Below are 26,247 nucleotides of genomic sequence, written 5' to 3'. Positions count from 1 at the left end.
ACCGGCACGGCAGGGGCATGACGACGATATTGGTAACGGGCAGCAGCCGGGGCATCGGCGCGGCCATCGCAGCGACATTGGGCGACCTGCCCGACACGCGGGTCCTGGGGCATGGGACCCGCAGCGGCATCGCGGCCGACCTGTCCGATCCGGCCGCCCCGGCGCAGCTCTGGGCCGCTGCACTCGCCGAGGCGGGCGGCGCGATCGACATGCTGGTCAACAATGCCGGGATTTTCGAGGCCAGCCCGCTCGCCTCCGCCGACTGGTCGGAAAGCTGGGCGCGCACGATGCAGGTCAACCTGACCGCATCGGCCGAAATGTGTCGACTCGCCGTCCTGCACTGGCAGGAGCGCGGGGTCGGCGGCCGGATCGTCAACATCGCCAGCCGCGCCGCCTATCGCGGCGACAGCCCCGCGCACTGGCATTATGCCGCGTCAAAGGGAGGCATGGTCGCGATGACGAAGACCATCGCGCGGGCCTATGCCGCCGAGGGGATCCTGGCCTTCGCCGTGTGTCCCGGCTTTACCATGACCGGCATGGCCGACGACTATCTGGCCAGCCGGGGCGGGGACACGCTGCTCGCCGATATCCCGCTCGGTCGGGTCGCGGCGCCCGAAGAGATCGCCGCGACCGTCCGTTTCCTGTGCGCCGACGCGCCGCCCTCGATGACCGGCGCGGTCCTCGACATCAATGGAGCCAGCTATGTCCGCTGACAGTTGGAAGCTGACGCTGCCCTGCACCCGCGACGAGGCGGAGGCGATCGATGCGGCCGACGATCTCGCGATCGAAGCCGTGATCATGACCACCGAGGAGGTGGAGGACGACCGCGAGCATTGGCGTCTCGATGCCTATTTCGAGGTCGAGCCGGATCCGGCGACGATCGCGGCGATCCGCGCGCTGGTGCCGAGTGCAGGCGATCATCCCGCCACGGTCGAGCATCTGGCGGCGCAGGACTGGGTGACGATGAGCCAGGCGGGGCTGGCGCCGCTCTCGGTCGGACGCTTCTTCGTCCACACGGGCGACGAGTCGGTGCCGGAGGGCCTGCGCGGCTTCCACATCCCGGCGGGTCGGGCGTTCGGGACCGGTCATCACGAGACGACCAGCGGCTGCCTCGCCATGCTGGACGCGATGGCGGGCGAGGCGGTCTTGAACGCGATCGATGTCGGCACTGGCACCGGGCTGCTCGCCTTTGCGGTGCGGCACCTCTGGCCGGGCGCGAAGGTCGTCGCCACCGATATCGATCCGATCGCGATCGACGTGACCGCCGACAATGCCGCGATCAACGGTGTCGGGGGCGTCGAACTGATCGTCGCGGACGGGGCGCTGGCCGACCCGATCATGGCGGGCGCGCCTTATGACCTCGTCATCGCCAATATCCTCGCGGGACCGCTGATCTCGATGGCGCCCGAACTGGCCGCGATCGCCGGGCCGCGGGCGACGCTGGTGCTCGCCGGGCTGCTCGAGACTCAGCGAACGGATGTGGTCGCGGCCTATGAAGCCTGTGGCTGCGTGATGGAGAGCGTCGACCGGCGCGGCGACTGGAGCGTGCTTCGGCTGCGCGCCGGTGCCGAGCGATATGTTCCAAGCGGCCCCTTCGACCCCAAGGGCCGCGACGGCTGGGCCCTGGATATCTAGGGCGATCTCCCCTTTCCGCTTACGAAAACGGAAATCGTCCGTGCCAATTGCCATTCCTCCATTCTCTCAGGCATAAGCCGGGTAAAGACTGAAGGAGAGGTCATGGCATCGACGATGGTCGAACTGGAACGTCGCCGCGAAGGCGCGCGTGCCGGTGGTGGCGAGAAGCGCGTCGCCGCGCAGCACGCCAAGGGCAAGCTGACCGCGCGTGAGCGGCTCGACGTGCTGCTCGACGAGGGCAGCTTCGAGGAGCTCGACATGTTCGTCGAGCATAACTGCACCGACTTCGACATGACCGAACAGGTCATCCCCGGCGACGGCGTGGTGACCGGCAGCGGCACGATCAACGGGCGGCTGGTCTTCGTCTTCAGCCAGGACTTCACCGTGTTCGGCGGCTCGCTTTCGGAACGCCACGCGCAGAAGATCTGCAAGATCATGGACATGGCGATGAAGGTCGGCGCGCCCGTCATCGGCCTGAACGACAGCGGCGGTGCGCGCATCCAGGAAGGCGTGGCCAGCCTGGGCGGCTATGCCGAGGTGTTCCAGCGCAATGTGCTGGCGAGCGGTGTGGTGCCGCAGCTCAGCCTCATCATGGGCCCGTGCGCAGGCGGCGCGGTCTATTCGCCAGCGATGACCGACTTCATCTTCATGGTGAAGGATTCCAGCTACATGTTCGTCACCGGCCCCGATGTGGTCAAGACGGTGACCAACGAGGTCGTGACGCAGGAAGCACTCGGCGGCGCGGTGACGCACACGACCAAGACGGGCGTCGCCGACGTGGCGTTCGAGGACGATATCGAGGCGCTGCTGGCGGCGCGCGACTTCATCGACTTCCTGCCCGCCAACAACCGCGAGGGCGTGCCCGAACGGCCGACCGCTGACGCCTGGGACCGGATCGAGCAAAGCCTCGACACGCTGATCCCGGCCAGCGCCAACCAGCCCTATGACATGCACGAGTTGATCGCCAAGGTCGTCGACGAGGGCGACTTCTTCGAGGTGCAGCCCGCCCACGGCGCCAACATCATCACCGGCTTTGGTCGTATCGAAGGGCGCACGGTCGGCTTCGTCGCGAACCAGCCGATGGTGCTGGCGGGGGTGCTCGACATCAACGCCAGCCGCAAGGCGGCGCGGTTCGTGCGCTTCTGCGATGCGTTCGAGATCCCGATCGTGACCTTTGTCGACGTGCCCGGCTTCCTGCCCGGCACCGCCCAAGAGCATAACGGCATCATCAAGCATGGCGCGAAGCTGCTCTTCGCCTATGCCGAGGCGACGGTCCCGAAGATCACGGTCATCACGCGGAAAGCCTATGGCGGCGCCTATGACGTGATGGCGTCCAAGCATTTGCGTGGCGACCTCAACTATGCCTGGCCGACCGCCGAGATCGCGGTGATGGGGGCCAAGGGCGCGGTCGAGATCATCTTCCGAGGCAAGACTCCGCAAGAGATCGCCGAGCGGACCGCCGAATATGAGGCGCGGTTCGCCAACCCGTTCGTCGCGGCGTCCAAGGGCTTTGTCGACGAGGTGATTCAGCCGCATTCCACACGCAGGCGTATCGCACTCGGCCTGCGCAAGCTGCGCAACAAAGACCTGGCGAACCCGTGGAAGAAGCATGATAATCTCCCGCTGTGACGCATCGTTGATGTTTAGCCGAGAGGCATTGGCATGACCCTCGGCCGCCTCAACCATATCGGCATCGCCACACCTTCGATCGAGCGTTCGGTGGAGACCTATCGCCATCTGCTCGGCGCGGAGGCGATCGGCGCGCCGTTCGACCTGCCGCCTCAGGGCGTGCGGGTGTGCTTCATCGACGCGCCCAACACGCAGATCGAACTGATCCAGCCACTGGACGAAAGCTCCCCCATCGCCAACTTCCTGACGAAGAACCCGGCGGGGGGACAGCATCACCTCTGCTTCGAGGTCGCCGACATGGCCGTTGCCGTGGCCGAGCTTCAGGCCAAGGGGGCGACGCTGCTGGGTCAGCCGCGCATCGGCGCGCATGGCACGCCCGTCGTCTTCCTCCACCCGCGCGACATGGGCGGGGTGCTGGTCGAACTGATGGAAACGCCGGGGGAGGAGCATTGACCGAGCCCATGCTGCTGGCCGAGCGTCGGGGTGGCGTCCTGGTCCTGACGCTCAATCGCCCCGACCGCCTCAATGCCGCACCCCCCGAACTGTTCGACCGGATCGGCGAAGCATTGGCAGAGCGCGGCGATGCCCGTGCGGTCCTGCTGAGCGGCTCGGGCAAGGGTTTCTGCTCGGGGGCGGACATTTCCGGCGGCGATATCGGCCCGGAGACGGTGCACCGCGCGCTGGTCGATCACTTCAACCCGCTGTTCCTGACGCTCGCCGATCTTCCCATACCTTTGGTCAGCGCGGTGCGCGGTGCGGCGGCGGGGATCGGATGCAGCCTGGCGCTGGCCGCCGATTTCTGCGTGGCGAGCGAGACGGCCTATTTCCTCCACGCCTTCGTCAATATCGGCATGGTCCCGGATGGCGGAGCGAGCTGGATGCTGCCGCGCCTGATCGGACGCGCGCGGGCGGCGGAGATGATGATGCTCGGCGAGCGGGTGACGGCCTCGAAGGCGCTGGATTGGGGCATGATCCACAAGATCGTCGCCGACGATGTGCTCGACGCCGAGGCCTTCGCGCTCGCCGAGCGACTGGCGGCGGGGCCGAGCGTCGCATTGGGGCTGATGCGACGTGCGCTCCATGCCGGTTTCGAGAGCGACTATGCCACCGCCCTAGCCCGCGAGGCCGAGGACCAGCGCACTGCCCGCGCCACCCGGGATGGCGAGGAAGGTGGTCGGGCCTTTTTCGAGAAGAGACCACCGCGCTTCCTGGGGGAGTAGGACGCTGCCCCTTGCGACCGTATCATGATTGCGTTTTAGTGAAACAAAATAAGCAATGCGCGCAACGAGTGGATGAGGAGTGGCCGATGGCCGAATGCCCTGACCTGTCCGACTGGGAATCGCTCGCCGCGCGCGAGGTGAAGGACCGCGACCTCGACTGGCGGACGCCGGAGGGGATCACGGTCAAGCCGCTCTACACGGCGGCGGATGTGACCACCGACCCCGGCCTGCCGGGCTTCGCGCCGTTCACGCGCGGGGTGCGCGCGAGCATGTATGCGGGCCGCCCCTGGACGATCCGGCAATATGCGGGCTTCTCGACCGCCGAGGAATCGAACGCCTTTTACCGCCGCAATCTGGCGGCGGGGCAGAAGGGGCTGTCGGTCGCCTTCGACCTCGCCACCCATCGGGGTTACGATAGTGACCACCCCCGCGTGACGGGCGATGTCGGCAAGGCGGGCGTCGCGATCGACACGGTCGAGGATATGAAGATCCTGTTCGACGGCATTCCGCTCGATGCCATGTCGGTCAGCATGACGATGAACGGTGCGGTGATCCCGGTGCTGGCCTTCTTCATCGTCGCGGCCGAGGAACAGGGCGTTCACCGCTCGAAGCTGGAAGGGACCATCCAGAACGACATCCTCAAGGAGTTCATGGTCCGCAACACCTATATCTACCCGCCCGAGCCTTCGATGCGGATCATCTCGGACATCTTCGCCTATACCTCGGCCGAGATGCCCAAGTTCAACAGCATCTCGATCAGCGGCTATCACATGCAGGAAGCCGGGGCGACGCAGCTCCAGGAGCTGGCCTTCACCATCGCCGACGGCATGGAATATGTGAAATATGGCGTGGCGTCGGGCCTCGACATCGACAAGTTCGCAGGCCGCCTGTCCTTCTTCTTCGCGATCGGCATGAACTTCTTCATGGAGGTCGCCAAGCTGCGCGCGGCGCGTGTGCTGTGGCACCGGGCGATGACGCAGCTCGGGGCGAAGGACGAGCGCTCCAAGATGCTGCGCACGCACTGCCAGACGAGCGGCGTGTCGCTGACCGAGCAGGACCCGTATAACAACGTCATCCGCACCACCATCGAGGCGATGGCGGCAATGCTGGGCGGCACGCAGAGCCTCCACACCAATGCGCTGGACGAGGCGATCGCGCTGCCCACCGACTTCTCCGCCCGCATCGCGCGCAACACGCAGATCGTGTTGCAGGAAGAGACGGGGATGACGAAGGTCGTCGATCCCTTGGGCGGCAGCTATTATGTCGAGAGCCTGACGCAATCGCTGGTCGACGGCGCGTGGGAGTTGATCGAGCGGATCGAGGCAGAGGGCGGCATGGCGAAGGCGGTGGCGGCGGGCTGGCCCAAGGCGATGATCGAGGAGGCGAGCGCGGCGCGGGCGGCCAAGGTCGACCGGGGCGAGGATGTGATCGTCGGGGTCAACAAATACCGGCTGGCCGACGAAGCGCCTGTCGAGATTCTCGATATCGACAATCATGCGGTGCGGGCGGGGCAGATCGCGCGGATCGCGGCGATGAAGGCGGCGCGCGACGAAGCGGCGTGCCGGGCTGCCCTCGATGCGCTGCGCGATGGCGCACGCGGCAAGGGCAATCTCCTCGCGCTGGCGGTGGAAGCGGCGCGGGCACGGGCGACTTTGGGCGAGATTTCGGCGGCGTTGGAAGACGTGTTCGGCCGCTATGGGACGCAGCCGAGCCCCGTGTCGGGCGTTTATGGCGGAGCCTATGCCGAGGACGAGCGCTGGGCGCGCCTGATCCGGGGTGTCGAGGCGGTCGAGCGTCGCCTGGGCCGCCGTCCCCGGCTGTTCGTCGCCAAGATGGGGCAGGACGGGCATGACCGGGGCGCGAACCTCGTCTCCTCGATGTTCGGGGACTTGGGGTTCGAGGTGGTGCCGGGACCGCTCTTCCAGACGCCCGAGGAAGCGGCGCAAGTGGCGCTGACCCGCGATGTCGATGTCGTCGGTGCCTCGAGTCTCGCGGCGGGGCACAAGACGCTCGTCCCCGAACTGATCGGCCATCTTCGCGAGGCGGGCCGCGCCGATATCAAGGTCATTGCGGGTGGCGTTATTCCGGCACAGGATTATCAGGCGCTCTACGATGCCGGGGTGCAGGCGATTTTCGGCCCCGGCACCAACCTTGTGAAAGCGGCCGGAGATGTGCTGAGGCTGCTGGGCCATAATATGCCGCCGGAAGCGGACGAACTACAGGACGCCAAGTGATGATGACGACCACCGCGCTTTCCCCGATTGACGGAGCCGGACCGCGCACCGACTGGACCCGCGAAGAGATCGCCGCGCTGTTCGACCTGCCCTTCACCGAATTGCTGTTCCGCGCCGCCGAGGTGCACCGGGCGCACCATGCCGCCGATCAGGTCCAGCTATCGACACTGTTGTCGATCAAGACCGGCGGCTGCCCCGAGGATTGCGGCTATTGCAGCCAGTCGGCGCATGCCGACACGGGATTGAAGGCGACCAAGCTGATGGACCCGCGCGCCGTGTTGCAGGCCGCGGCGCAGGCCAAGGACCATGGCTCGACGCGTTTCTGCATGGGCGCGGCATGGCGCAACCCTAAGGACCGCGACATGCCCGCCATCGTCGAGATGGTGAAGGGCGTGCGTGCCATGGGCATGGAAACCTGCATGACGCTGGGCATGCTGACCGACGCACAGGCGCGGGCCCTGGCCGATGCGGGGCTCGACTATTACAACCACAATATCGACACCTCGCCCGAGCGGTACGGCGACGTCATCACCACGCGCAGCTTCGGCGAGCGGTTGGAGACGCTGGAGCATGTCCGTGATGCCGGGATCAACGTGTGCTGCGGTGGCATCGTCGGCATGGGTGAGACGCGCGGCGACCGGGTCGGCTTCATCCATGCGCTTGCCACCCTGCCGGTGCATCCGGGCAGCGTGCCGGTGAACGCGCTGGTGCCCGTCAAGGGCACGGTGCTGGGCGATATGCTGGCCGATACCCCGCTGGCCAAGATCGACGATATCGAATTCGTTCGCACCGTCGCGGTCGCGCGCATCACCATGCCGCGCTCGATGGTCCGCCTGTCGGCCGGGCGCGAGAGCATGTCGGATGCGACCCAGGCTTTGTGCTTCCTGGCGGGGGCGAACTCGATCTTCACCGGCGACAAGCTGCTGACCGCGGGCAATGCGGGCGACGACAAGGACGCAGCACTTTTCGCCCGGCTGGGGCTCACCCCGATGGCGGCCGAGTGCAAGGTGGAATTGGAAGCGGCGGAGTAAACAGGCTTCGCCGGCTGTCCCCGACGAAAGCCGGGGCCCAGTTGCGGTGAACCAGGGCTGGTGCGCCACTCGAACGGCATTTGACACGGACCAACGACATAAAAGGAGAGGTATCCCCGTGTTCCAGAAAATCCTGATCGCCAATCGCGGGGAAATTGCGTGCCGTGTGATCCGCACGGCGCGCGCGATGGGCATCGCCACGGTCGCGGTCTATTCGGATGCCGATGCGGGCGCGCCGCATGTCCGGCTGGCCGACGAAGCCGTTCGCCTGGGCCCCGCGCCCGCCGCCGAGAGCTATCTCAAGGCCGAACTGATCCTCGCCGCCGCCAAGGCGACCGGGGCCGATGCGATCCATCCCGGCTATGGCTTCCTGTCCGAGCGTGAGAGCTTCGCCAGGGCCTGTGCCGAGGCGGGTGTCGCGTTCATCGGCCCGCCGCCGAACGCCATCGCCGCGATGGGCGACAAGATCGAGTCGAAGAAGCTCGCCAAGGCGGCCGGGGTCAATGTCGTCCCCGGCTATCTGGGTGAGATCGCCGATACCGAGGAAGCGGTGCGCATCGCCACCGAGATCGGCTTCCCGGTGATGATGAAGGCGTCGGCCGGTGGCGGCGGCAAGGGGATGCGGCTCGCCTGGTCGGAAGCGGATGTGCGCGAGGGCTTCGAGGCGACCAAGCGCGAAGGCCTCGCCAGCTTTGGCGACGACCGCGTCTTCATCGAGAAGTTCATCGAGTCCCCGCGCCATATCGAGATCCAGGTGCTGGGCGACAGCCACGGCAACATCGTCTATCTCGGCGAGCGCGAATGCTCGGTGCAGCGCCGCCACCAGAAGGTGGTCGAGGAGGCCCCGTCGCCCTTCGTCACGCCCGAGATGCGCCGCGCGATGGGCGAACAGGCGGTCGCGCTGGCCCGCGCGGTCGGCTATTATTCGGCCGGGACCGTCGAGCTGATCGTCTCGGGCGCGGACCCGACGGGCGAGAGCTTCTACTTCCTCGAAATGAATACCCGCCTCCAGGTCGAGCATCCCGTGACGGAGGAGATTACCGGTCTCGATCTGGTCGAGCAGATGATCCGCGTCGCGGCAGGCGAGCCGCTGGCGTTCGGCCAGGACGATGTGACGCTGACCGGCTGGGCGATCGAGAACCGCGTCTATGCCGAGGACCCGTATCGCGGCTTCCTGCCCTCGACCGGGCGGCTGGTCCGCTACAATCCGCCCGCCGAGCATCGTGACGACGCGACCCGCGTCCGCGTCGATGACGGCGTCGCCGAGGGGGGCGAGGTCAGCATGTTCTACGACCCGATGATCGCCAAGCTCGTCACCTGGGCCCCGACCCGCGAGGCCGCGATCGATGCCCAGATCGCCGCACTCGACGCCTTCGAGATCGTCGGGCCGGGGACCAACATCGACTTCGTGTCCGCGCTGATGCAGCATCCGCGTTTCCGCGCAGGCGCGCTCACGACCGGATTCATCGCCGAGGAATATCCCGAGGGCTTCCACGGCGCGCCCGCGTCGGAGGGCCTGATCCGAACGCTCGCCGCTGTCGCCGCCTTCGCCGCCACCGCCGAGGCGGACCGCGCGCGGCGGATCGACGGGCAACTCGGCCACCGCTTGCAACCGCCCGCCGACTGGACGGTGCGGATCGGCGGGCAGGACCATGCGGTCAACGTCTCGACCGACGGGATCAGCGTCGACGGCGCGGACCTGGACCTCGCCATCGCCTATACGCCGGGCGACCGGATGATCGCGGTCGAGGACGAAGCGGGCGACACCCTCCACATCCGCATCGCCAAGACCCGCACCGGCTTTCGCCTGACGACGCGAGGGGCCAGTCACACCATCCGCGTGCTCCCCGCCCGCGCGGCGGCCTATGCGCAGCACCTGATCGAAAAGGTGCCGCCCGATCTGTCCAAATTCCTCATCGCGCCGATGCCCGGCCTGCTGGTCCGGCTCGACGTGGCCGAGGGCGACAAGGTCGAGGCAGGCCAGCCGCTGGCCGTCGTCGAGGCGATGAAGATGGAAAACATCCTGCGCGCCGCCAAGACCGGAACCGTCAAGACCATCACCGCCAGGACCGGCGACAGCCTCGCCGTGGACGCGGTGATTCTGGAACTGGAGTAACCGGCACAGGCCCAACATATTCCTCCCCTTGCAGGGGAGGAACGAGAAGGGCTTATGGCTGAGCGAGCGCCAATATCCGTTCGGCCTCGGCCAGATGCAGTCGCTCGACCATCTGGCCGTCGAGCCGGATCGCCCCCGCTTCCGCCTGCGACGGATCGGCAAAGGCCGCGACGACGCGGTGTGCCCATTTGATTTCCGCCTCGCTCGGCCCAAATCCCGCATTCGCCGCTGCGATCTGGTTGGGGTGGATCAGCGTCTTGCCATCGAAGCCCAGCCGTCGCCCTTCCGCGCATTCGGCCGCCAGTCGATCGGGCGCATCGAGGGCGTTGCACACGCCGTCGAGCGCGATCAGCCCGGCACTGCGGGCGGCGACGACGATCTGGATGCGAAGCGGCAACAGGGCCTCGGGGGCGGGCGGGGCGGGCAGGCGCATCTCCTTGGCGAGGTCGTTGGGGCCTGCGACCAGGGCCGCCAGCCCCAATTCCGTCGCGACACCGGCGATCGCGCCCAGCGACAGGATGCCGCGACAGGTCTCGATCATCGCCCAGAGGGGAATGCCCGGACCCAGCGCCGCCCGCGCCGCGGCCAAAGTGGCGACGTCATCGACCTTGGGAAGCAGCACCGCCGCCGGACGGACCTCGGCCAGGGCGGCCAGATCGTCCGCCGCCCAGTCGGTCTCGAGTCCGTTCGCCCGCACGACCAGCGATCGTTCGCCGAATCCGCCTTCCCGTACCGCCGCCACCGCCGCCGCGCGCGCGGCGACCTTCAGATCGGGCGCGACCGCATCCTCCAGGTCGAGGATCACCGCGTCGCTCGCCAGCGTGCGGGCCTTGGCGATGGCGCGGGGGTTGGAGGCGGGGAGGAACAGGGCGCTGCGCAGGGTCATGGCAGGACCATAGACGCGCGGGGCGGGCGCCGTCACGCCTCTGGTAATTCGTCGCTGCTCCCCCAATACTTCAAGGGAACAAGGGGGAAGACCATGCAATCGATGGGAATGGCGGAATGACCGCCGCGTTGCTGCTGCTGGGCTTGATGCTCCTGCTTCGCGGCTGTCCGTATTTGCCGGTCAGCCGCTGGTTGTCGCGAATGCTGGTCGAGGCACCGGCGAAGCGCCTTAATCAGGTCAGCCCGGCGCAATGGGGCGTGATGATCGCTGGCGCGGCGCTGATCGGGCTCGCCATCTGGTTCGAGGTCGATGAGATTCGAATGCTTGCCATGGCTGGCGGGTCGATGGGCGATCTCGTCATGATGGTTTCGGCGATCGAATGGGGCGGGGTGGCCGAACTGGGCATGGCGGCGATGCTGTCCTCCTCGATGCTGGCGCGCTGGCCGGTCGTGCGGCGGATGGTGGCACGGCGCTCCGCCAAGCGGGCCGCGCGGCCGCGTCGCACCCAGCGCCCCGCCAATGACAGTGGCGATGGCGAGGGACGCCGCCTAGCCGCCTGAGCCGAACGGGTGAGGAACGAAAGCGAGGACCCGCCGTTCATCGCCTGAATGCCTCGTGAACCGCGCCTAGCCCCCATTTTCGCGCGTTTCGCGTGCCTTGGGCTGTGTGCCGCGCTGGCCGCCTGTGAGCCCGGTATCCTGAATCCCGCGGGGCCGATCGCGGTGGGCGAGCGCAGTATCTTCTTCAACGCGCTCGCCGTGATGCTGGCGATCGTCGTGCCCGTCATCATCCTGGCTTTCGCCTTTAGCTGGTGGTTCCGTGCCGGTAACAGCCGCGCCAGGCATCTGCCAGAATGGGCCTATTCGGGGCGGCTGGAACTGCTGGTCTGGTCGGTTCCGGCGCTCGCCATCATGTTCCTGGGCGGTATCGCCTGGATCGGCAGCCATGATCTCGATCCGCCGAAACCCATCGCCTCACGTGCAAAGACGATGACGGTCGAGGTCGTCGCGACCGACTGGAAATGGCTGTTCCTCTATCCCGAACAGGGAATCGCCACGATCAACCGGCTGGTGGTGCCGGTGGGTACGCCGGTGAAGTTCCGCATCACCTCGGCAGGGGTCATGAACAGCTTTTTCGTGCCGCAACTGGGCAGCCAGACCTACGCCATGTCAGGCATGGACTCGACGCTCCACCTGCGAGCGGACAGGGTCGGGCGCTATCGCGGGCTGTCGGCGCATTATAGCGGGGAGGGCTTTGCCGATATGGACTTCTTCGTCGATGCGGTGTCGCAGGGCGCGTTTGATCGGTTCGTCGCGACCGCCAAAGCGGGGCAGGGCAAGACGCTCGACTGGGCCGAGTTCGTCGCGATGGCGCATCCCAGCCGCAATGTCCGCCCCGCCAGCTATCCCAGGCTTCAGCCCGGCCTGTACGACCGGATCGTGATGAAGAAGGGCGCGCCCGAGGCGGAACAGGCCAGGGATGGGCGCGAGCAATGACACTGACCGGCAAGCTAGGCTGGGACTCGATCCCGTTTCACGAACCTTTGCCGCTGCTGTCGGCGGGCGTCATCGGTCTGGTCCTGCTTGGGGTGTTCATCTGGGTATGGCGGCGCGGGCATCTGCCGTACATCTGGAGTGAGTGGATCACGAGCGTCGACCATAAGCGGATCGGCGTGATGTATTGCCTGTTGGCGGGCGTGATGCTGCTCCGTGGTTTTTCCGATGCGCTGCTGATGCGGTCGCAACAGGCGTTGGCCTATAGCAGCGACGGTTTTCTGCCACCCGATCATTACGACCAGATTTTCTCGGCGCATGGCACGATCATGATCTTCTTCGTGGCGATGCCGTTCATGATCGGCCTCATGAACTTCGTCGTGCCGTTGCAACTCGGCATACGTGACGTGGCGTTTCCGACGCTCAATTCGGTCAGCTTCTGGCTGACGTGCAGCGGGGCGCTGCTCATCAACATGAGCCTGGTCATCGGCGAGTTCGCCAAGACCGGCTGGCTGGTCTATCCGCCGCTGTCGGAGCTGCGCTTCTCGCCGGGTGTCGGCGTCGATTATTATCTCTGGGCGCTACAGATATCGGGGATGGGGACGCTGCTGGCGGGCGTGAACCTCGTCACCACCATCCTCAAGATGCGTGCCCCGGGTATGGGTTACAGCCGGATGCCGATGTTCACCTGGACATCGCTCGCCTCCAACCTGCTGATCGTCGCGGCCTTTCCGGTGCTGACCGCCGTGCTCGGCATGTTGATCCTCGACCGCTATCTGGGTTTCCACTTCTTCACGCCGGAAGCGGGCGGCAACCAGATGATGTTCGTCAACCTCATCTGGGCCTGGGGGCACCCCGAGGTCTATATCCTGATCCTGCCCGCCTTCGGCATTTTCTCCGAGATCATCTCGACCTTTTCGTCCAAGCCCCTGTTCGGATACCGCTCGATGGTCATTGCGACGATGGTGATCTGCATCCTGTCCTTCATGGTGTGGCTGCACCACTTCTTCACCATGGGGGCGGGAGCCGATGTGAACGGCTTTTTCGGCATCACGACGATGATCATCGCGGTGCCGACGGGGGTGAAGGTCTTCAACTGGCTGTTCACCATCTATGGCGGGCGCATCCGCTTCACCTCGATGATGCTGTGGTCGATCGGGTTCATCGTGACCTTTGTGATCGGCGGCATGACCGGCGTGATGCTGGCGGTGCCGCCAGCCGATTTCGTGCTGCACAACTCGCTGTTCCTCGTCGCGCATTTCCACAATGTCATCATCGGCGGGGTGCTGTTCGGGGCCTTTGCGGGCTTCACCTTCTGGTTTCCCAAGATGTTCGGCTTCACGCTGGACGAAATCTGGGGGAAGCGCGCCTTCTGGCTGTGGTTGAGTGGCTTCTATCTCGCCTTCATGCCGCTCTATGTGCTGGGCCTGATGGGCATGACGCGGCGAATGCAGCATTATGACGTGCCGGGCTGGCATCCCTGGCTGATCGCGGCTGGGTTGGGCGCGCTGCTGATCCTCGCCGGGATCGCGTGTCAGGTCATGATGCTCTATGTCTCGATCAAGACGCGGGCCGATCGTATCGACGAGAGCGGCGACCCCTGGGACGGGCGCACGCTGGAGTGGATCACCACCTCGCCGCCACCCGCGTTCAACTTCGCGGTGCTGCCGGATGTGAAGGGCGAGGAAGCCTATTGGGGGATCAAGGCCAAGGCGCGCGAAAACCGCGCCCTGTCCGACCGCCCCGATTACGAACCGATCGCGATGCCGCGCAATTCGCCGACCGGGTTCGTCACGGCCTTTTTCGCCACGGCCATGGGCTTCGCGTTGATCTGGCATATCTGGTGGCTGGTGATCCTGGGCTTTTTCGGTGCCTGGGGGACGTTCGTGGTCTTCGCGTGGCGCGACAAGGCCGAGTATGAAATCCCGATCGAGGAGGTCGAACGGCTGGACCAGACGCGCCGCCGCAGCAAGGCGACCCTGCTCGATCTGCCGGAAGAGGCCCTGTCATGAATAAGGGCCTGTCATGAGCCGGGCGGCACAGACGCACGACCCCAACAAATGGGGCCGGGGAAGCGAGCCCAATCCCGATGGCCCTGCGCCGAAGCGGATCGTCGTGTCCTATGGCTTCTGGATCTTCCTGCTGTCGGACTTCATCCTGTTCGCCTGTTTCTTCGCCGCCTATGCGGTGCTGGTGGACGCGACCGCGGGCGGCCCGTCGGGCAAGGACATATTCGATCTGAAACTGGTCGAGACCGAGACGGTCCTGCTGCTCCTCTCCAGCTTTGCCTGCGGGATGGCCGGGATCGGGACGCTGGCGCGCGACATGCGCTGGTTCCAGATCGCAATGGCGGTAACGGGGGTGCTGGGGGCCGGGTTTCTCGCGCTGGAGGCGTATGAATTCCTCCACCTTATCGGCGAGGCGCATGGACCGGAGCGTAGCGGTTTTCTGTCGGCTTTTTTCGCGCTGGTCGGCTGTCATGGCCTGCACGTCACCCTTGGCCTGCTGTGGCTGACCACGATGATGGCGCAGGCTTATGCCAAGGGATTCCGCGAGGATATCCTGCGCCGCATCCTGTGCTTCAGCCTGTTCTGGCATGCGCTCGACATCATCTGGGTGGCGCTGTTCACCATGGTCTATCTGATGGGAGTGCGCGGATGAGCGAGCGGCCCGACGAGGAAATGGCGCGTGATGAAACCGCGCCCGGCGAGGATGCGGAGCGGGACTCGATCGTCGGCGGTGTGCGCAGCTATGCGGTCGGGCTGGTCGCGGCGGCGATACTGACGGCGGCGTCCTTCGGCTTGGTGCAGAGCGACATTGTCTGGGGGCCCGCCGTGCCCGCCGCGCTGGTGGCGCTGGCGATCGGGCAGATGGGCGTGCATCTGGTCTTCTTCCTCCACATCACGACGGGGCCGGACAACACCAACAATGTCTTGGCGTTGCTGTTCGGGGTGCTGATCGTGGCGCTGGTGCTGCTCGGCTCGATCTGGATCATGGGGCATCTGAACCACAATCTGATGGGGCCGATGGCGACGCCCTAGCTTTCGAGCATCGTGCCGAAAAGGGCGGTGACGCCGCTCATCCGGTCGAAGCGCAGGATCAGGCTTTGCCCGCCCGCCGGCAGTTGAAGCGCGAAGCCGTCGGCCCGATCCCAGTCCTCGGGCTGCATGGGATCACCGCCAAGCGTGCGCCATTGCGCGTTGGCCAGCCAATCCGTCCAGTCGAGCGGCACTCCCCGGCGAAATTCACTGAGCGTCGCGACGAAACGCTCCAGCGCCTCGTCGCGCATGTTCCAGTCGAGCCAGCTTGTCTCGTTATCCTGCGCATAGCCATTGTTGTTGCCCTGCTGACTACGCCCGAATTCGTCTCCGGCGGTCAGCATCGGGGTGCCGCGCGACAGGAACAGCGTGGCGAGCATCGCCCGGACCGAACGGGCGCGCGCCTTGTGGATGGCGGGATCGTCGCCGGGGCCTTCGCACCCATGGTTCCACGACACTTCGTCGCCGTGTCCGTCGCGATTGTCCTCGCCATTGGCATGGTTGTGCCGCCCGGCATAGGTGACGAGATCGGCCAGGGTGAAGCCGTCATGCGCGGCGATGAAATTGACCGACCGGCTCGTCGGGCTGGTGAACAGGTCCGCCGAGCCCGCCACACGCGTCGCCAGATCGCCCGCCCGCCCGTCGCCGCGCCAGAAGCGCCGCACCTGGTCGCGATAGCGATCGTTCCATTCCAGCCAATGTTCGGGGAAGGCCCCGAGTTGATAGCCGCCGGGGCCGATGTCCCAGGGCTCGGCGATCATGATGCGGGTCGACAGGATGGGATCGGCGGCGATCTCGGCAAAGATGGGCGCATCGGGATCGAAGCCGGGCCCGCGCGCCAGCACCGGCGCCAGGTCGAAGCGGAATCCGTCCACCCCTGCACGAGCGAAATGGCGCAGGGAGTCGAGGATCATCGCGCGGACGCCCGGACGGCTGGCGTCAAGCGTGTTGCCGGTGCCAGCATCGTTGATCAGCGTGCCATCGGGCGTGCGGGCATAGGTGTCGGGATCAAGACCCCGGAAGGACAGCGTGCCCCCATGGATGTCGCTTTCGCCCATATGGTTGAAGACGAGGTCGAGGATCACGCCGATCCCCGCCTCGCGCAGCGCGGCGATGGTCGCGACCAGTTCGGCGACTCCGCCGGGCACCCGTTCGGGGCAGAGCGCCATGGGCACGACCGGGTTATAGCCCCAGGCATTGCGCAGCCCGAGCGGTGGCAGATGGCGCTCGTCGATCGCGGCGGTGATCGGCATCAACTCGACCGCGCCGACGCCCAGCTTATGCAGATGGTCCAGCACCGCCGGATGCGTGAGCGCCGCCAGCGTACCGCGCCGTCCCGCCGGGATAGCGGGGTGGCGCATGGTGAAGCTGCGCAGGTTGAGTTCGTAGATGAGCTGCCCCGGCCGGAAGAGCGGCGAGGCAGGGATGGTGGTCAGCGGCGCAACGACGCGGGCGCGGGGGATGATGTCGGCGGTGTCTTCGCCAGGGATGGCAAGGCGCGGCGACTGGACGAAGGGGCGGTCGAGTTCGAGCGCATAGGGATCGACCAGCAGCTTGGCCGCGTCGAACCACAGGTTGCGGGCTGGGTCATATTCGCCATGCGCGCGGTAGCCATAGAGGTGGTCGGTGCCGGGAATGGTGGTGATCCACACATCATCGTCGCGAGTCATGGCGACGCGGCGTTCCCGGGGGCCGTCAAACAGGCAAAGCTCGACACGCTGGGCGGTCGAGCGCACGGCGAAGCGGGTGCCGCCGGGGACGGGTGTCGCGCCGAGAGCGGAGAGGGGCTGATTCGTCATGGCCTGTACACCCTAACGCACCGCGACCGTCCCGGCGAAGGCCGGGAGCCAGTGGCATCGATCTCTCGGGACGTCCACCGACCTGATGGCAACTACGCCCCGGCAGTCGCCGGGGGCAAGGGGGGAGGGCGTTTCACTCTCCCCCCGATGCCAATCAGGTCACCACATCGGGTTCGGTGCGGCCCGTATGCCGGGTGATGCCGGCGATCTCGTCCGCCGCCGCAATGATGTCGGCGAGCATGTCAGGCGTCTCGCGGTCGAGTTGGTCGGCGGAATAGCGCTCCAGATAGACACGGAGCGTCGCGCCGCTGGTGCCGGTGCCCGACAGGCGGAACACGACGCGGCTGCCCCCTTCGAACAACACGCGAATACCCTGGTTGCGGCTGACCGACTGATCGGTCGGGTCGGTATAGGCGAAGTCGTCGGCCGTCTCGACCGTCAGCCCCGCGAAGCGTTCCCCCGGCAGGCTGGCGAGCTTGCCGCGAAGATCGGCCATCAGCGCATCGGCACGCTCGCTTTCGACGCCCTCATAGTCATGGCGGGCATAGTAATTACGGCCATAGGTCGCCCAGTGATCGCGTGCGATCTGGTCCACCGACTTGCCCGAGACGGCCAGGATGTTGAGCCAGAGCAATACCGCCCACAGCCCGTCCTTCTCACGCACATGGTCCGAGCCCGTCCCTGCACTCTCCTCGCCGCAGATGGTCGCCATCCCGGCGTCGAGCAGATTGCCGAAGAACTTCCAGCCGGTCGGCGTTTCGTAAGCCGGAATGCCCAGCTTCTCCGCCACGCGATCGGCGGCGGCGCTGGTCGGCATCGAGCGCGCAATGCCCTTCAGGCCACCGGCATAAGCGGGCGCGAGATGCGCGTTCGCCGCCAGCATCGCCAAGCTGTCTGACGGCGTGATGAAGCGTCCGCGCCCGATGATCAGGTTGCGATCGCCGTCCCCGTCAGACGCTGCACCGAAATCGGGCGCGTCGGAGGCCATCATCCGGTCATACAGCTCTTTCGCATGGACCAGATTGGGGTCGGGATGATGCCCGCCGAAATCCGGGAGCGGGGTGCCGTTGCGGACCGTGCCCTTGGCAAAGCCCAGCCGGTTCTCCAGGATTTCGGTCGCGTAAGGCCCCGTCACCGCGCTCATCGCGTCGAAGGACATGGTGAAGCCGCCCGCGACCGCCGCCCGAATCGCGGCGAAGTCGAACAGGCTCTCCATCAGCGCGGCATAGTCCGTGACCGAATCGATCACCTCGACGGTCATGCCGCCGACCGTCACCTCGCCCAGCGTATCGAGGTCGATGTCATCGGCCTCTACCGTCAGCCAGCGGTTGATCGTCCTGGTGTTGGCATGGATCGCGTCCGTGACCTTTTCCGGCGCGGGCCCGCCGTTCGAGATGTTGTACTTGATGCCGAAATCCTCGCCCGGGCCGCCAGGATTGTGGCTGGCCGACAGGACCAGGCCACCCATCGCCTTGCGTTGCCGGATCACGTTGCTGGCCGCCGGGGTGGACAGGATACCGCCCTGGCCGACCACCACGCGGGCAAAGCCGTTCGCCGCCGCCATGCGGATCGCGACCTGGATCACCTCCCGGTTCAGGAAGCGACCATCGCCGCCGATCACCAGCGTCTGGCGGGTCTTTTCGTCACCCAGCGCGTCGAAGACCGACTGGACGAAATTCTCGGCATAATTGGGTTGTTGAAAGACGCGGACCTTCTTGCGCAGGCCCGAGGTGCCCGGCTTCTGGTCGAGATAAGGCTCGGTCGCGACAGTCTTGATCATGGGTTCCCCAGGACGGATCGATAGAGTTCGGCATAGTGGCGGCCGCTATGGTGCCAGCTATAATCGGCGTTCATGCCATTCACTTGAATGGTCCGCCATTGGTCTTGGTCGGCATAGAGTCTCATAGTGCGACGCAGCACCGCGACGATATTGTCGGCGTTGACGGTATCGAACTGCAATCCCGTCGCCACGCCCGCCGCCAGCGCCGCTTCATTGGCATCGATGATCGTGTCGGCCAGCCCCCCGGTCCGCGCCACCACGGGCACGCAGCCATAGGCCAGGCCATAGAGCTGGGTGAGCCCGCACGGCTCGAACCGCGAGGGGATGAGGATCGCGTCGCTCCCGCCCTGCAGCAGGTGGGAGACGGGTTCGTCATAACCGATCCGCACCGCGACCCGCCCAAAATGGCGCAGCGCAGCGGTGGCGAAAGCGATCTCCAGTGCCGGGTCGCCGGTGCCCAGCACCACCAGCCGTCCGCCCATCGCGACCAGATCGTCCACCACCTCGACCAGCACGTCCATGCCCTTTTGCCAGGTCAGGCGGCTGATGACGGTGAAGATCGGGCTGTCATCCTGCTCCAGCCCGAATTGCTGCTCCACCGCGCGCTTGTTGGCGATGCGGTCGTCCAGCGTGTCGACGGTGAAGGGGGCGGGCAGGGCGGCGTCGACCCTGGGACTCCAGACGGCGGGGTCGATGCCGTTGACGATGCCACTGACGCATTCGGTACGCGCCGCGATCAGCCCTTCCAGGCCCATGCCATACTGGGGCCGATGAATTTCCTCGGCATAGGTCGGGCTGACCGTGGTGATCGCATCCGCCGTGCGCAGGCCGGCCTTCAGATAGCCGATCTGGCCATAATATTCGACGCCGTCGACCGACCACGCCTCGGGCGGCAGGCCGAGATCGGGGAAGTGATGCGCGGCGAACGACCCCTGAAAGGCGATATTGTGGATGGTGACAATGCTCCTGGCGACCTTGCCGGGGCCGGGTGCGTAATGGAGAAAGGCCGGGGCCAGCGCCGCCTGCCAGTCATGCGCATGGAGCAGGTCGAAATCATAGCCCGGCACCGCGCCCGAGGCGAGGTCCGCCCCCGCCCGCGCCAGCACCGCGAAACGCCGCCAATTGTCGTGCCAGTCATTGCCGTCGGTATCGACATAGGGAAGCCCGTCGCGCTCCCAAAGCTGTGGCGCCTCGATCACCAGCAGCCGGTGCTCGCCGATCCGCGCCTCGCGCAGCCATGCCTCGCTGCCGATGATGTGCGGCCAGTAATGGACGCGGGGAGCGCCGTCGCCGATCGCGCGCATCACCTTGGGGAAGCCGGGGATCAGTGTGGTTACGGCGATGTCATGCGGGCGGAGCGCTTCGGGAAGCGCCCCCACGACATCGGCCAGACCCCCGGTCTTGATGAGCGGAAAGGCTTCGGAGGCGACGGACAGGACGGAAAGGGTCATGGTGTCTTTCAGTGTGCCAGACGATCGATCATCGACTGGGTGATGAGGCATATGCCCTTGTCGGTCCGCCGGAAACGATGGGCATCGAGCACCGGATCGTCGCCGACCACCAGCCCGTCGGGAATCTTGACGCCGCGGTCCAGGATCACCCGCCGCAGCCGTGCCCCGCGTCCGATCTGGCAGAAGGGCAGGACCACCGCCTCGTCCAGCATGGCGAAGCTATGGGTCCGAACCCCGGTCGACAGCAGCGACCGGTGGATCGACGAGCCCGACACGATGCAGTCGCCCGCGACCAGGCTGGCCACCGCCGATCCGCGCCGGCCATCGACGTCATGGACGAACTTGGCGGGCGGGGTGATCTCGGCATAGGTCCAGAGCGGCCAGCTGCGGTCATAGAGATCGAGCTGCGGCACCACGTCGGTCAGGTCGAGGCTGGCCTCCCAATAGGCGTCGACCGTCCCGACATCGCGCCAATAGGCACCGGGCTCGTCGCTGGACCGGACGCAGGAGGCGGAGAAGCGGTGCGCCTGGGCTTTGCCATGCTCGACCAGATAGGGGATGATGTCCTTGCCGAAGTCACGGCTCGACCCCGGCGTCCCGGCATCGCGGCGCAACTGCTCGAACAGGAAGGCGGTGCGGAAGACATAGATGCCCAGCGACGCCAGCGACACATCTGGATTGCCGGGGATGGAGGGCGGATCGGCGGGCTTCTCGACGAAATCGACGATGCGGTCGGCCTCGTCCACATGCATCACGCCGAACGCGCTGGCTTCCGCGCGGGTGACTTCCAGACAGGCGACGGTGACGTCGGCCCCGCTATCGACATGCTGCTGGAGCATCAGCTCATAGTCCATCTTGTAGACATGGTCGCCCGCCAGGATGACCATGAATTCGGGCGCATAGCTCTCGATGATGTCGATATTCTGAAACACCGCGTCGGCGGTGCCCTCATACCATTGGAATTCGCTGATCCGCTGGCTGGCGGGGAGGATGTCGAAGCTCTCATTGCGTTCGTCGCGCAGGAAGTTCCAGCCGCGCTGAAGGTGACGGATCAGCGAGTGGGCCTTGTACTGGGTCGCGACGCCGATGCGACGAATGCCGGAGTTGATCGCGTTGGACAGGGCGAAGTCGATAATCCGCGCCTTGCCGCCGAAATAGACGGCGGGCTTGGCGCGATTGTCAGTCATTTCCATCAGCCGACTGCCACGGCCGCCCGCCAGCACATAGGCCATGGCATCGCGCGCCAGCGGTTGTCCGCGCCTCAGGTCCATTCTCCGTCTCCCGTCCCGTGTGTTGATATATGTGCGTGCTTTGGTATTTCCGGCGATATCGACCGGGGTCAGCCGTCGAAGCGAAGGATGACGGTCGCGAGCGGCGGCAGCGTCACCCAGGCTACGCCGTCGCTGGCATCCACTCCGCCCATATTGCCGAGGCCGGAGCCCCAATATTGGGTCGCGTCGGAGTTCAGCACCTCGGTCCAGCGCCCGTCATGCGGCAGCGGCAGGCGATAGGGTGCACGGGCGACCGGCGTCATGTTGACGACCACCGCGACCGGCCTTTCGCCCGGTGCCTTGCGCAGCCAGGCGAAGACCGAATGGGCGCTGTCGTCGGCGACCAGCCATTCGAAGCCCTCGCGCTCGCAGTCGCGGGCATGGAGCGCGGGCGTGTCGCGATAGAGATGGTTGAGGTCGCGGACCAGCGAGCGGACGCCCTCATGCGCATGGCTGGACCGCAGATGCCAGTCGAGCGCGCGGGCTTCCGACCACTCCTCCCGCTGGGCGAATTCCTGGCCCATGAACAGCAGCTTCTTGCCCGGATAGGCCCACATAAAGGCATAATAGGCGCGCAGATTGGCGAATTTCTGCCAGTCGTCGCCCGCCATCTTGGTCAGCAGGCTGCCCTTGCCATGCACCACCTCGTCATGGCTGAGCGGCAGGACGAAATTCTCGTCGAAGGCGTAATGCAGGCCGAAGAGGATCTCGCCATGATGGTGGCGGCGATGCACGGGCTCGCGCGCCATATATTGGAGCGTGTCGTGCATGAAGCCCATGTTCCACTTGAACCCGAAGCCCAGGCCACCGTCATGCGCGGGGGCTGAGACGCCGGGCCAGGCGGTCGATTCCTCGGCGATGGTGAAGACGCCGGGATGCTGGCCATAGACCTGCCGGTTGACCTGGCGGAGGAATGCGACTGCTTCCCAATTCTCGCGCCCGCCCTGTTCGTTGGGCACCCATTCGCCGTCCTTGCGGCTATAGTCGCGGTACAGCATCGAGGCGACCGCATCGACGCGAAGACCATCGATATGATAGCGCTCGGGCCAGAACAGCGCGTTGTTGACCAGGAAGCTCGCCACCTCGCGCCGTCCGAAATTATAGATGGCGGTGTTCCAGTCGGGGTGGAAACCCTGGCGCGGGTCCTCATGCTCGTAGAGCGCGGTGCCGTCGAAATGCGACAAGCCATGCGCGTCGGTAGGAAAATGCGCGGGCACCCAGTCGAGGATCACTCCGATGCCGGCCCGGTGCGCGCCGTCGACGAAGCGGGCAAAGCCCTCGACATCGCCGAACCGCGCCGAGGGCGCGTAGAGGCCGGTCGTCTGATAGCCCCAGCTCGGGTCGTAAGGGTGTTCGGAAATGGGCAGGAACTCGATATGGGTGAATCCCATCTCGACCACATAGGGGATCAGCCGGCCCGCCAGCGCATCCCAGCTGAGGTACCAGCCATTCTCGTCGCGGTCCCACGACCCGGCATGGACTTCGTAGATGCTGATCGGCACGCGGCGCGGGTCGACGCTCGACCAATGCTCGCGGTGGGCAGCGTCGTTCCACACATGCCGCGGCGGGGCGGTCGTCACCGAGGCCGTCATGGGGCGAAGCTCGGCCGCGAAGGCGAAAGGGTCGGCCTTCATCGGCTGTTCCGCGCCATGCGGGCCGGTGATGGCGAATTTATAGGCGCGGCCCTGGCCGATATTGGGGATGAAGATTTCCCACACGCCGACATCCAGGCGGCGGCGCATGACGTGGCGGCCGGGATTCCAGTCGTTGAAGTCGCCGACCACGGCCACCCGCTCGGCATTGGGGGCCCAGACGGCGAAGTGCACGCCCGCCACGCCCTGATGCTCGATCAGATGCGCACCCATCTTGTCATAGAGGCGGAAGTGATTGCCTTCGCCCATCAGGAAATCATCAACGGGCCCGAGCACCGGCCCGAAGCTGTAGGGATCGGTGATCCACCACTCCGCGCCGTGCCCCCTGGCGCAATATCGAACCGGCTGCGGCTCGCCCGACACGGCGCCCTCGAACAGGCCGCGCGGATCAACCTGCTTCAGGTCCCCCAGCACCTTGCCGGACAGGTCGAAGGCCGTCACCTCCTCGGCACCCGGCACCAGCGCGCGAAGGAACGTGCCGCCCGGTCCCCGATGCGGTCCCAGCAACGCGAAGGGATCGGCGTTGCGGCCCTCGATCAGGGCTTCCAGAGCGGCACGGGGTGGCTTCACATCACGTTCCAGATTTCCTCGGCATATTGCCGGATGGTGCGATCGGAGGAGAACCATCCGACTTTCGCGACATTGTGGATGGCCGACGTCGCCCAACCCGTCTGGTCCTGCCAGCGCACATCGACGCCACGCTGCGCGGCGGCATAGGCGTCGAAATCGGCGGCGACCATGAACCAGTCGCCGTCATACAGTCCGCCCATCAGCCCGGCATAACGGCCGGGATCATCATGCGAAAACACGCCGGAGGCGATGGCGGACACGGCCTGGCGGAGTTCCGGGCTGTTCTCGATAATCTCGCGCGGATTATATCCGTCACGACGCTTGGCGGCCACCTCGTCGGCGGTCAGGCCGAAGATGACGATATGATCGTCGCCGACATGCTCCTTGATCTCGACATTGGCACCGTCGAGCGTGCCGATGGTCAGCGCGCCGTTCAGCGCGAACTTCATGTTGCCGGTGCCCGACGCCTCCATGCCCGCGGTCGAAATCTGCTCGGACAAATCGGCGGCGGGGATGATCTTCTCGGCCAGGCTGACATTGTAGTTGGGAATGAACCCGACCTTCAGCAAATGGCCGACGCTGGGGTCCGAATTGATGCGGCGGGCGACATCATTGGCCAGTTTGATGACCAGCTTGGCATTGTGATAGCTCGATGCCGCTTTCCCCGCGAACAGCTTGACGCGCGGAATCCAGTCGCGCTCGGGATGGCTTCGGATCTGGTCGTAGAGCGCCACCGTCTCGATGATATTGAGCAACTGGCGCTTATATTCGTGGATACGCTTGATCTGGACGTCGAACAGCGCGTCGGGGTCGACACGCAGTCCGCTCGATTCCCGAAGATAATTTGACAGCCCCACCTTGTTGGAACGTTTGATCGCCAGAAAGCGTTCCCGGAAATTCGCGTCCTGCGCAAAATCCGTTAGCGCTATCAACTGCTCCGCATCATCCTCGAAACCGGGGCCGATCGCCTCGCGGATCAGCGCGGTCAATTGCGGATTGCATTGTTGCAGCCAGCGGCGCGGGGTGATGCCGTTGGTCTTGTTGTTGATCCGCGTCGGATAGAGGTGATGCAGGTCGGCGAAGACCGTCTTCTTCATCAACTCGGTATGGAGCGCGGCGACGCCGTTCACGCTGTGGCTGCCCGCAAAGGCCAGGTTCGCCATGCGCACCCGTCGCTCACCGCTCTCGTCGATCAGGCTGATCGCGGCGATGGCACGGTCGTCGATCCCCTCCACCGCGCGCGCCTCGCGCAGCAGCTTGGCGTTGATCGCGTAGATCAACTGCATATGACGCGGCAGCAACCGCTCGAACAGATGCAGCGGCCAGCTTTCCAGCGCCTCGGGCAGCAGCGTGTGGTTGGTATAGCCGAAGGTGCGACGGGTGATGTCCCATGCCTGGTCGAAACCCAGGTCGTGATGATCGACCAGCAACCGCATCAGTTCGGCGACCGACACCGCCGGATGGGTGTCGTTGAGTTGGATCGCGGCCTTGTCGGGCAGGGTGCGGATGTCGTCGAAATACTGGATATGCCGCCGAACAATGTCCTGTAGCGAGGCGGAGGAGAAGAAATATTCCTGCCGCAGTCGCAATTCCTGGCCCGCGGGCGAGCTGTCGGACGGGTAGAGGACGCGCACCAGCGTCTCGGCGGCCAGCGCCCCGGCGAGCGCCCCGGTATAGTCGCCCGCGTTGAACCGATCGAGCTGGATGGGATCGATCGCCTGCGCGGTCCATAGCCGCAACGTGTTCACCCGCTTGCCGCGCCAGCCGACAACGGGGGTGTCGACCGCGATCGCCTCGACCGCCTCGGCGGGCTTCCAATGGACCGCGCCCGTCTCGGTGCCCACCACCTCGCCGCCGAAGCCGACGAAATAGGCGCTTTCGCGGCGTTCGAACTCCCAGGGGTTGCCGTGGCTCAGCCAGGTTTCGGGCAGTTCGACCTGCCAGCCGTCATCGATCCGCTGGCGGAACATGCCGTTCACATAGCGGATGCCATAGCCATAAGCGGGCAGGTCGAGGCTGGCGAGGCTCTCCATGAAACAGGCCGCCAACCGGCCCAGGCCGCCATTGCCCAACGCGGCATCGGGTTCGATCTCCTCGAGTTCGGACAGGTCGACGCCCAGCGTCTGGAGCGCGCCCGCGACCTGCGCCATTACGCCCAGATTGGACAGCGCGTCGCGCAGCAGCCGCCCGATCAGGAACTCCAGGCTGAGATAATAGACACGCTTGGCCCCGGCCGCGTGCGCCGCCCGGGTCGAGGCCATCCAGCGTTCGATGATGTCGTTGCGGACGGTCAGGATCGTCGCGGCCAGCCAGTCATGCGGGCGGGCATTGGCGGCGTCCTTGCCGATCCGGTGCACCAGCGTGTCGACGATCGCATCAGCGAGCGGTCCGGTGTCGTCGACGTGCAGGGTGTTGATGGTCATCGTCATTGATTCGGGCGTC

The 26,247-nt window shown here is 66.0% G+C and carries 20 protein-coding genes; 13 read left to right on the top strand and 7 right to left on the bottom strand.

Annotation, left to right across the window (positions count from 1 at the left end; all coding sequences use genetic code 11):
* The first annotated feature begins 17 nt into the window (after positions 1-17).
* From ABDV78_RS06235 to ABDV78_RS06200, 8 genes are all read left to right on the top strand, one after another.
* Entirely contained in the window at positions 18-713 is a 696-nt protein-coding gene (locus ABDV78_RS06235) for an SDR family oxidoreductase (RefSeq protein WP_343526458.1), read from the top strand.
* Entirely contained in the window at positions 703-1,635 is a 933-nt protein-coding gene (locus ABDV78_RS06230; RefSeq protein ID WP_343526456.1) for a 50S ribosomal protein L11 methyltransferase, read from the top strand. Before ABDV78_RS06235 ends, ABDV78_RS06230 begins: the two co-directional genes overlap by 11 nt.
* 102 nt (positions 1,636-1,737) lie before the next feature.
* Positions 1,738-3,264, top strand: coding sequence for an acyl-CoA carboxylase subunit beta (locus ABDV78_RS06225; RefSeq protein ID WP_343526455.1), 1,527 nt, complete (start codon positions 1,738-1,740; stop codon positions 3,262-3,264).
* Positions 3,265-3,297: 33 nt separating this feature from the next.
* Positions 3,298-3,717, top strand: coding sequence for a methylmalonyl-CoA epimerase (gene mce, locus ABDV78_RS06220; protein ID WP_343526454.1), 420 nt, complete (start codon positions 3,298-3,300; stop codon positions 3,715-3,717).
* Positions 3,718-3,725: 8 nt separating this feature from the next.
* Entirely contained in the window at positions 3,726-4,484 is a 759-nt protein-coding gene (locus ABDV78_RS06215; RefSeq protein ID WP_343526486.1) for an enoyl-CoA hydratase-related protein, read from the top strand.
* Between the two features lie 86 nt (positions 4,485-4,570).
* The gene (scpA, locus tag ABDV78_RS06210; protein WP_343526453.1) at positions 4,571-6,718 is read left to right on the top strand and encodes a methylmalonyl-CoA mutase; all 2,148 of its coding nucleotides are present in this window, start codon (positions 4,571-4,573) and stop codon (positions 6,716-6,718) included.
* Positions 6,718-7,749: a biotin synthase BioB gene (bioB, locus tag ABDV78_RS06205; protein WP_343526451.1), complete on the top strand. Its 1,032-nt coding sequence runs from the start codon at positions 6,718-6,720 to the stop codon at positions 7,747-7,749. The genes scpA and bioB overlap by 1 nt, the downstream gene beginning before the upstream one ends.
* Positions 7,750-7,867: 118 nt before the next feature.
* Positions 7,868-9,865: an acetyl/propionyl/methylcrotonyl-CoA carboxylase subunit alpha gene (locus tag ABDV78_RS06200; protein ID WP_343526449.1), complete on the top strand. Its 1,998-nt coding sequence runs from the start codon at positions 7,868-7,870 to the stop codon at positions 9,863-9,865.
* A gap of 52 nt (positions 9,866-9,917) precedes the next feature.
* Here ABDV78_RS06200 and ABDV78_RS06195 read toward each other — a convergent pair whose 3' ends face one another.
* The gene (locus ABDV78_RS06195; RefSeq protein ID WP_343526484.1) at positions 9,918-10,751 is read right to left on the bottom strand and encodes a CoA ester lyase; all 834 of its coding nucleotides are present in this window, start codon (positions 10,749-10,751) and stop codon (positions 9,918-9,920) included.
* Between the two features lie 116 nt (positions 10,752-10,867).
* Between ABDV78_RS06195 and ABDV78_RS06190 the strand changes: the two genes are divergently transcribed.
* Genes ABDV78_RS06190 through cyoD form a run of 5 tightly spaced genes read left to right on the top strand, consistent with a single transcriptional unit; the run spans position 10,868 to position 15,285 of the window.
* Positions 10,868-11,311, top strand: a complete 444-nt coding sequence (locus ABDV78_RS06190) for a hypothetical protein (protein ID WP_343526448.1) — start codon at positions 10,868-10,870, stop codon at positions 11,309-11,311.
* Positions 11,312-11,359: 48 nt separating this feature from the next.
* Positions 11,360-12,247, top strand: a complete 888-nt coding sequence (gene cyoA, locus ABDV78_RS06185) for a ubiquinol oxidase subunit II (protein ID WP_343526446.1) — start codon at positions 11,360-11,362, stop codon at positions 12,245-12,247.
* A complete protein-coding gene (cyoB, locus tag ABDV78_RS06180) occupies positions 12,244-14,256 on the top strand; it encodes a cytochrome o ubiquinol oxidase subunit I (protein WP_343526444.1) in 2,013 nt (670 codons plus the stop codon). The genes cyoA and cyoB overlap by 4 nt, the downstream gene beginning before the upstream one ends.
* A gap of 13 nt (positions 14,257-14,269) precedes the next feature.
* On the top strand, positions 14,270-14,905 hold the full coding sequence (gene cyoC / locus ABDV78_RS06175; RefSeq protein WP_343526442.1) for a cytochrome o ubiquinol oxidase subunit III: 636 nt from the start codon (positions 14,270-14,272) through the stop codon (positions 14,903-14,905).
* Entirely contained in the window at positions 14,902-15,285 is a 384-nt protein-coding gene (gene cyoD / locus ABDV78_RS06170; protein ID WP_343526441.1) for a cytochrome o ubiquinol oxidase subunit IV, read from the top strand. The genes cyoC and cyoD overlap by 4 nt, the downstream gene beginning before the upstream one ends.
* Here the strand turns inward: cyoD and glgX are convergent.
* The 6 genes from glgX to ABDV78_RS06140 form a co-directional block, all read right to left on the bottom strand.
* Positions 15,282-17,081 carry a glycogen debranching protein GlgX gene (gene glgX / locus ABDV78_RS06165; RefSeq protein WP_343526440.1) on the bottom strand — a complete coding sequence of 600 codons (1,800 nt, stop codon included), beginning with the start codon at positions 17,079-17,081 and terminating at the stop codon, positions 15,282-15,284. The two genes, cyoD and glgX, sit on opposite strands and share 4 nt — an antisense overlap.
* A 154-nt stretch (positions 17,082-17,235) precedes the next feature.
* Positions 17,236-18,861, bottom strand: coding sequence for an alpha-D-glucose phosphate-specific phosphoglucomutase (locus tag ABDV78_RS06160; RefSeq protein WP_343526439.1), 1,626 nt, complete (start codon positions 18,859-18,861; stop codon positions 17,236-17,238).
* On the bottom strand, positions 18,858-20,312 hold the full coding sequence (gene glgA / locus ABDV78_RS06155; RefSeq protein ID WP_343526437.1) for a glycogen synthase GlgA: 1,455 nt from the start codon (positions 20,310-20,312) through the stop codon (positions 18,858-18,860). Before glgA ends, ABDV78_RS06160 begins: the two co-directional genes overlap by 4 nt.
* 8 nt (positions 20,313-20,320) lie before the next feature.
* Positions 20,321-21,583, bottom strand: a complete 1,263-nt coding sequence (gene glgC, locus ABDV78_RS06150) for a glucose-1-phosphate adenylyltransferase (RefSeq protein ID WP_343526436.1) — start codon at positions 21,581-21,583, stop codon at positions 20,321-20,323.
* 68 nt (positions 21,584-21,651) lie between these two features.
* On the bottom strand, positions 21,652-23,805 hold the full coding sequence (glgB, locus tag ABDV78_RS06145; RefSeq protein ID WP_343526435.1) for a 1,4-alpha-glucan branching protein GlgB: 2,154 nt from the start codon (positions 23,803-23,805) through the stop codon (positions 21,652-21,654).
* A complete protein-coding gene (locus ABDV78_RS06140) occupies positions 23,802-26,234 on the bottom strand; it encodes a glycogen/starch/alpha-glucan phosphorylase (protein WP_343526434.1) in 2,433 nt (810 codons plus the stop codon). Before ABDV78_RS06140 ends, glgB begins: the two co-directional genes overlap by 4 nt.
* Positions 26,235-26,247 lie beyond the last annotated feature (13 nt).

This window comes from Sphingomonas sp. (assembly GCF_039594485.1).
GTDB lineage: Bacteria > Pseudomonadota > Alphaproteobacteria > Sphingomonadales > Sphingomonadaceae > Sphingomonas.
Note: the sequence above shows the minus strand (reverse complement) of the source record. Positions and strands in the feature narration are given on the sequence as shown.

What these genes read in the sequence shown, in the direction of transcription:
- cyoB (WP_343526444.1), top strand. Translation starts at nt 12,244, where the DNA reads ATGACACTGACCGGCAAGCTAGGCTGGGACTCGATCCCGTTTCACGAA.
- ABDV78_RS06140 (WP_343526434.1), bottom strand. Translation starts at nt 26,234, where the DNA reads ATGACGATGACCATCAACACCCTGCACGTCGACGACACCGGACCGCTC.
- ABDV78_RS06195 (WP_343526484.1), bottom strand. Translation starts at nt 10,751, where the DNA reads ATGACCCTGCGCAGCGCCCTGTTCCTCCCCGCCTCCAACCCCCGCGCC.
- cyoC (WP_343526442.1), top strand. Translation starts at nt 14,270, where the DNA reads ATGAGCCGGGCGGCACAGACGCACGACCCCAACAAATGGGGCCGGGGA.
- glgX (WP_343526440.1), bottom strand. Translation starts at nt 17,081, where the DNA reads ATGACGAATCAGCCCCTCTCCGCTCTCGGCGCGACACCCGTCCCCGGC.
- cyoA (WP_343526446.1), top strand. Translation starts at nt 11,360, where the DNA reads ATGCCTCGTGAACCGCGCCTAGCCCCCATTTTCGCGCGTTTCGCGTGC.
- ABDV78_RS06190 (WP_343526448.1), top strand. Translation starts at nt 10,868, where the DNA reads ATGACCGCCGCGTTGCTGCTGCTGGGCTTGATGCTCCTGCTTCGCGGC.
- cyoD (WP_343526441.1), top strand. Translation starts at nt 14,902, where the DNA reads ATGAGCGAGCGGCCCGACGAGGAAATGGCGCGTGATGAAACCGCGCCC.
- scpA (WP_343526453.1), top strand. Translation starts at nt 4,571, where the DNA reads ATGGCCGAATGCCCTGACCTGTCCGACTGGGAATCGCTCGCCGCGCGC.
- ABDV78_RS06160 (WP_343526439.1), bottom strand. Translation starts at nt 18,861, where the DNA reads ATGATCAAGACTGTCGCGACCGAGCCTTATCTCGACCAGAAGCCGGGC.
- ABDV78_RS06225 (WP_343526455.1), top strand. Translation starts at nt 1,738, where the DNA reads ATGGCATCGACGATGGTCGAACTGGAACGTCGCCGCGAAGGCGCGCGT.
- bioB (WP_343526451.1), top strand. Translation starts at nt 6,718, where the DNA reads ATGATGACGACCACCGCGCTTTCCCCGATTGACGGAGCCGGACCGCGC.
- mce (WP_343526454.1), top strand. Translation starts at nt 3,298, where the DNA reads ATGACCCTCGGCCGCCTCAACCATATCGGCATCGCCACACCTTCGATC.
- glgA (WP_343526437.1), bottom strand. Translation starts at nt 20,312, where the DNA reads ATGACCCTTTCCGTCCTGTCCGTCGCCTCCGAAGCCTTTCCGCTCATC.
- ABDV78_RS06230 (WP_343526456.1), top strand. Translation starts at nt 703, where the DNA reads ATGTCCGCTGACAGTTGGAAGCTGACGCTGCCCTGCACCCGCGACGAG.
- glgC (WP_343526436.1), bottom strand. Translation starts at nt 21,583, where the DNA reads ATGGACCTGAGGCGCGGACAACCGCTGGCGCGCGATGCCATGGCCTAT.
- ABDV78_RS06215 (WP_343526486.1), top strand. Translation starts at nt 3,726, where the DNA reads ATGCTGCTGGCCGAGCGTCGGGGTGGCGTCCTGGTCCTGACGCTCAAT.
- ABDV78_RS06235 (WP_343526458.1), top strand. Translation starts at nt 18, where the DNA reads ATGACGACGATATTGGTAACGGGCAGCAGCCGGGGCATCGGCGCGGCC.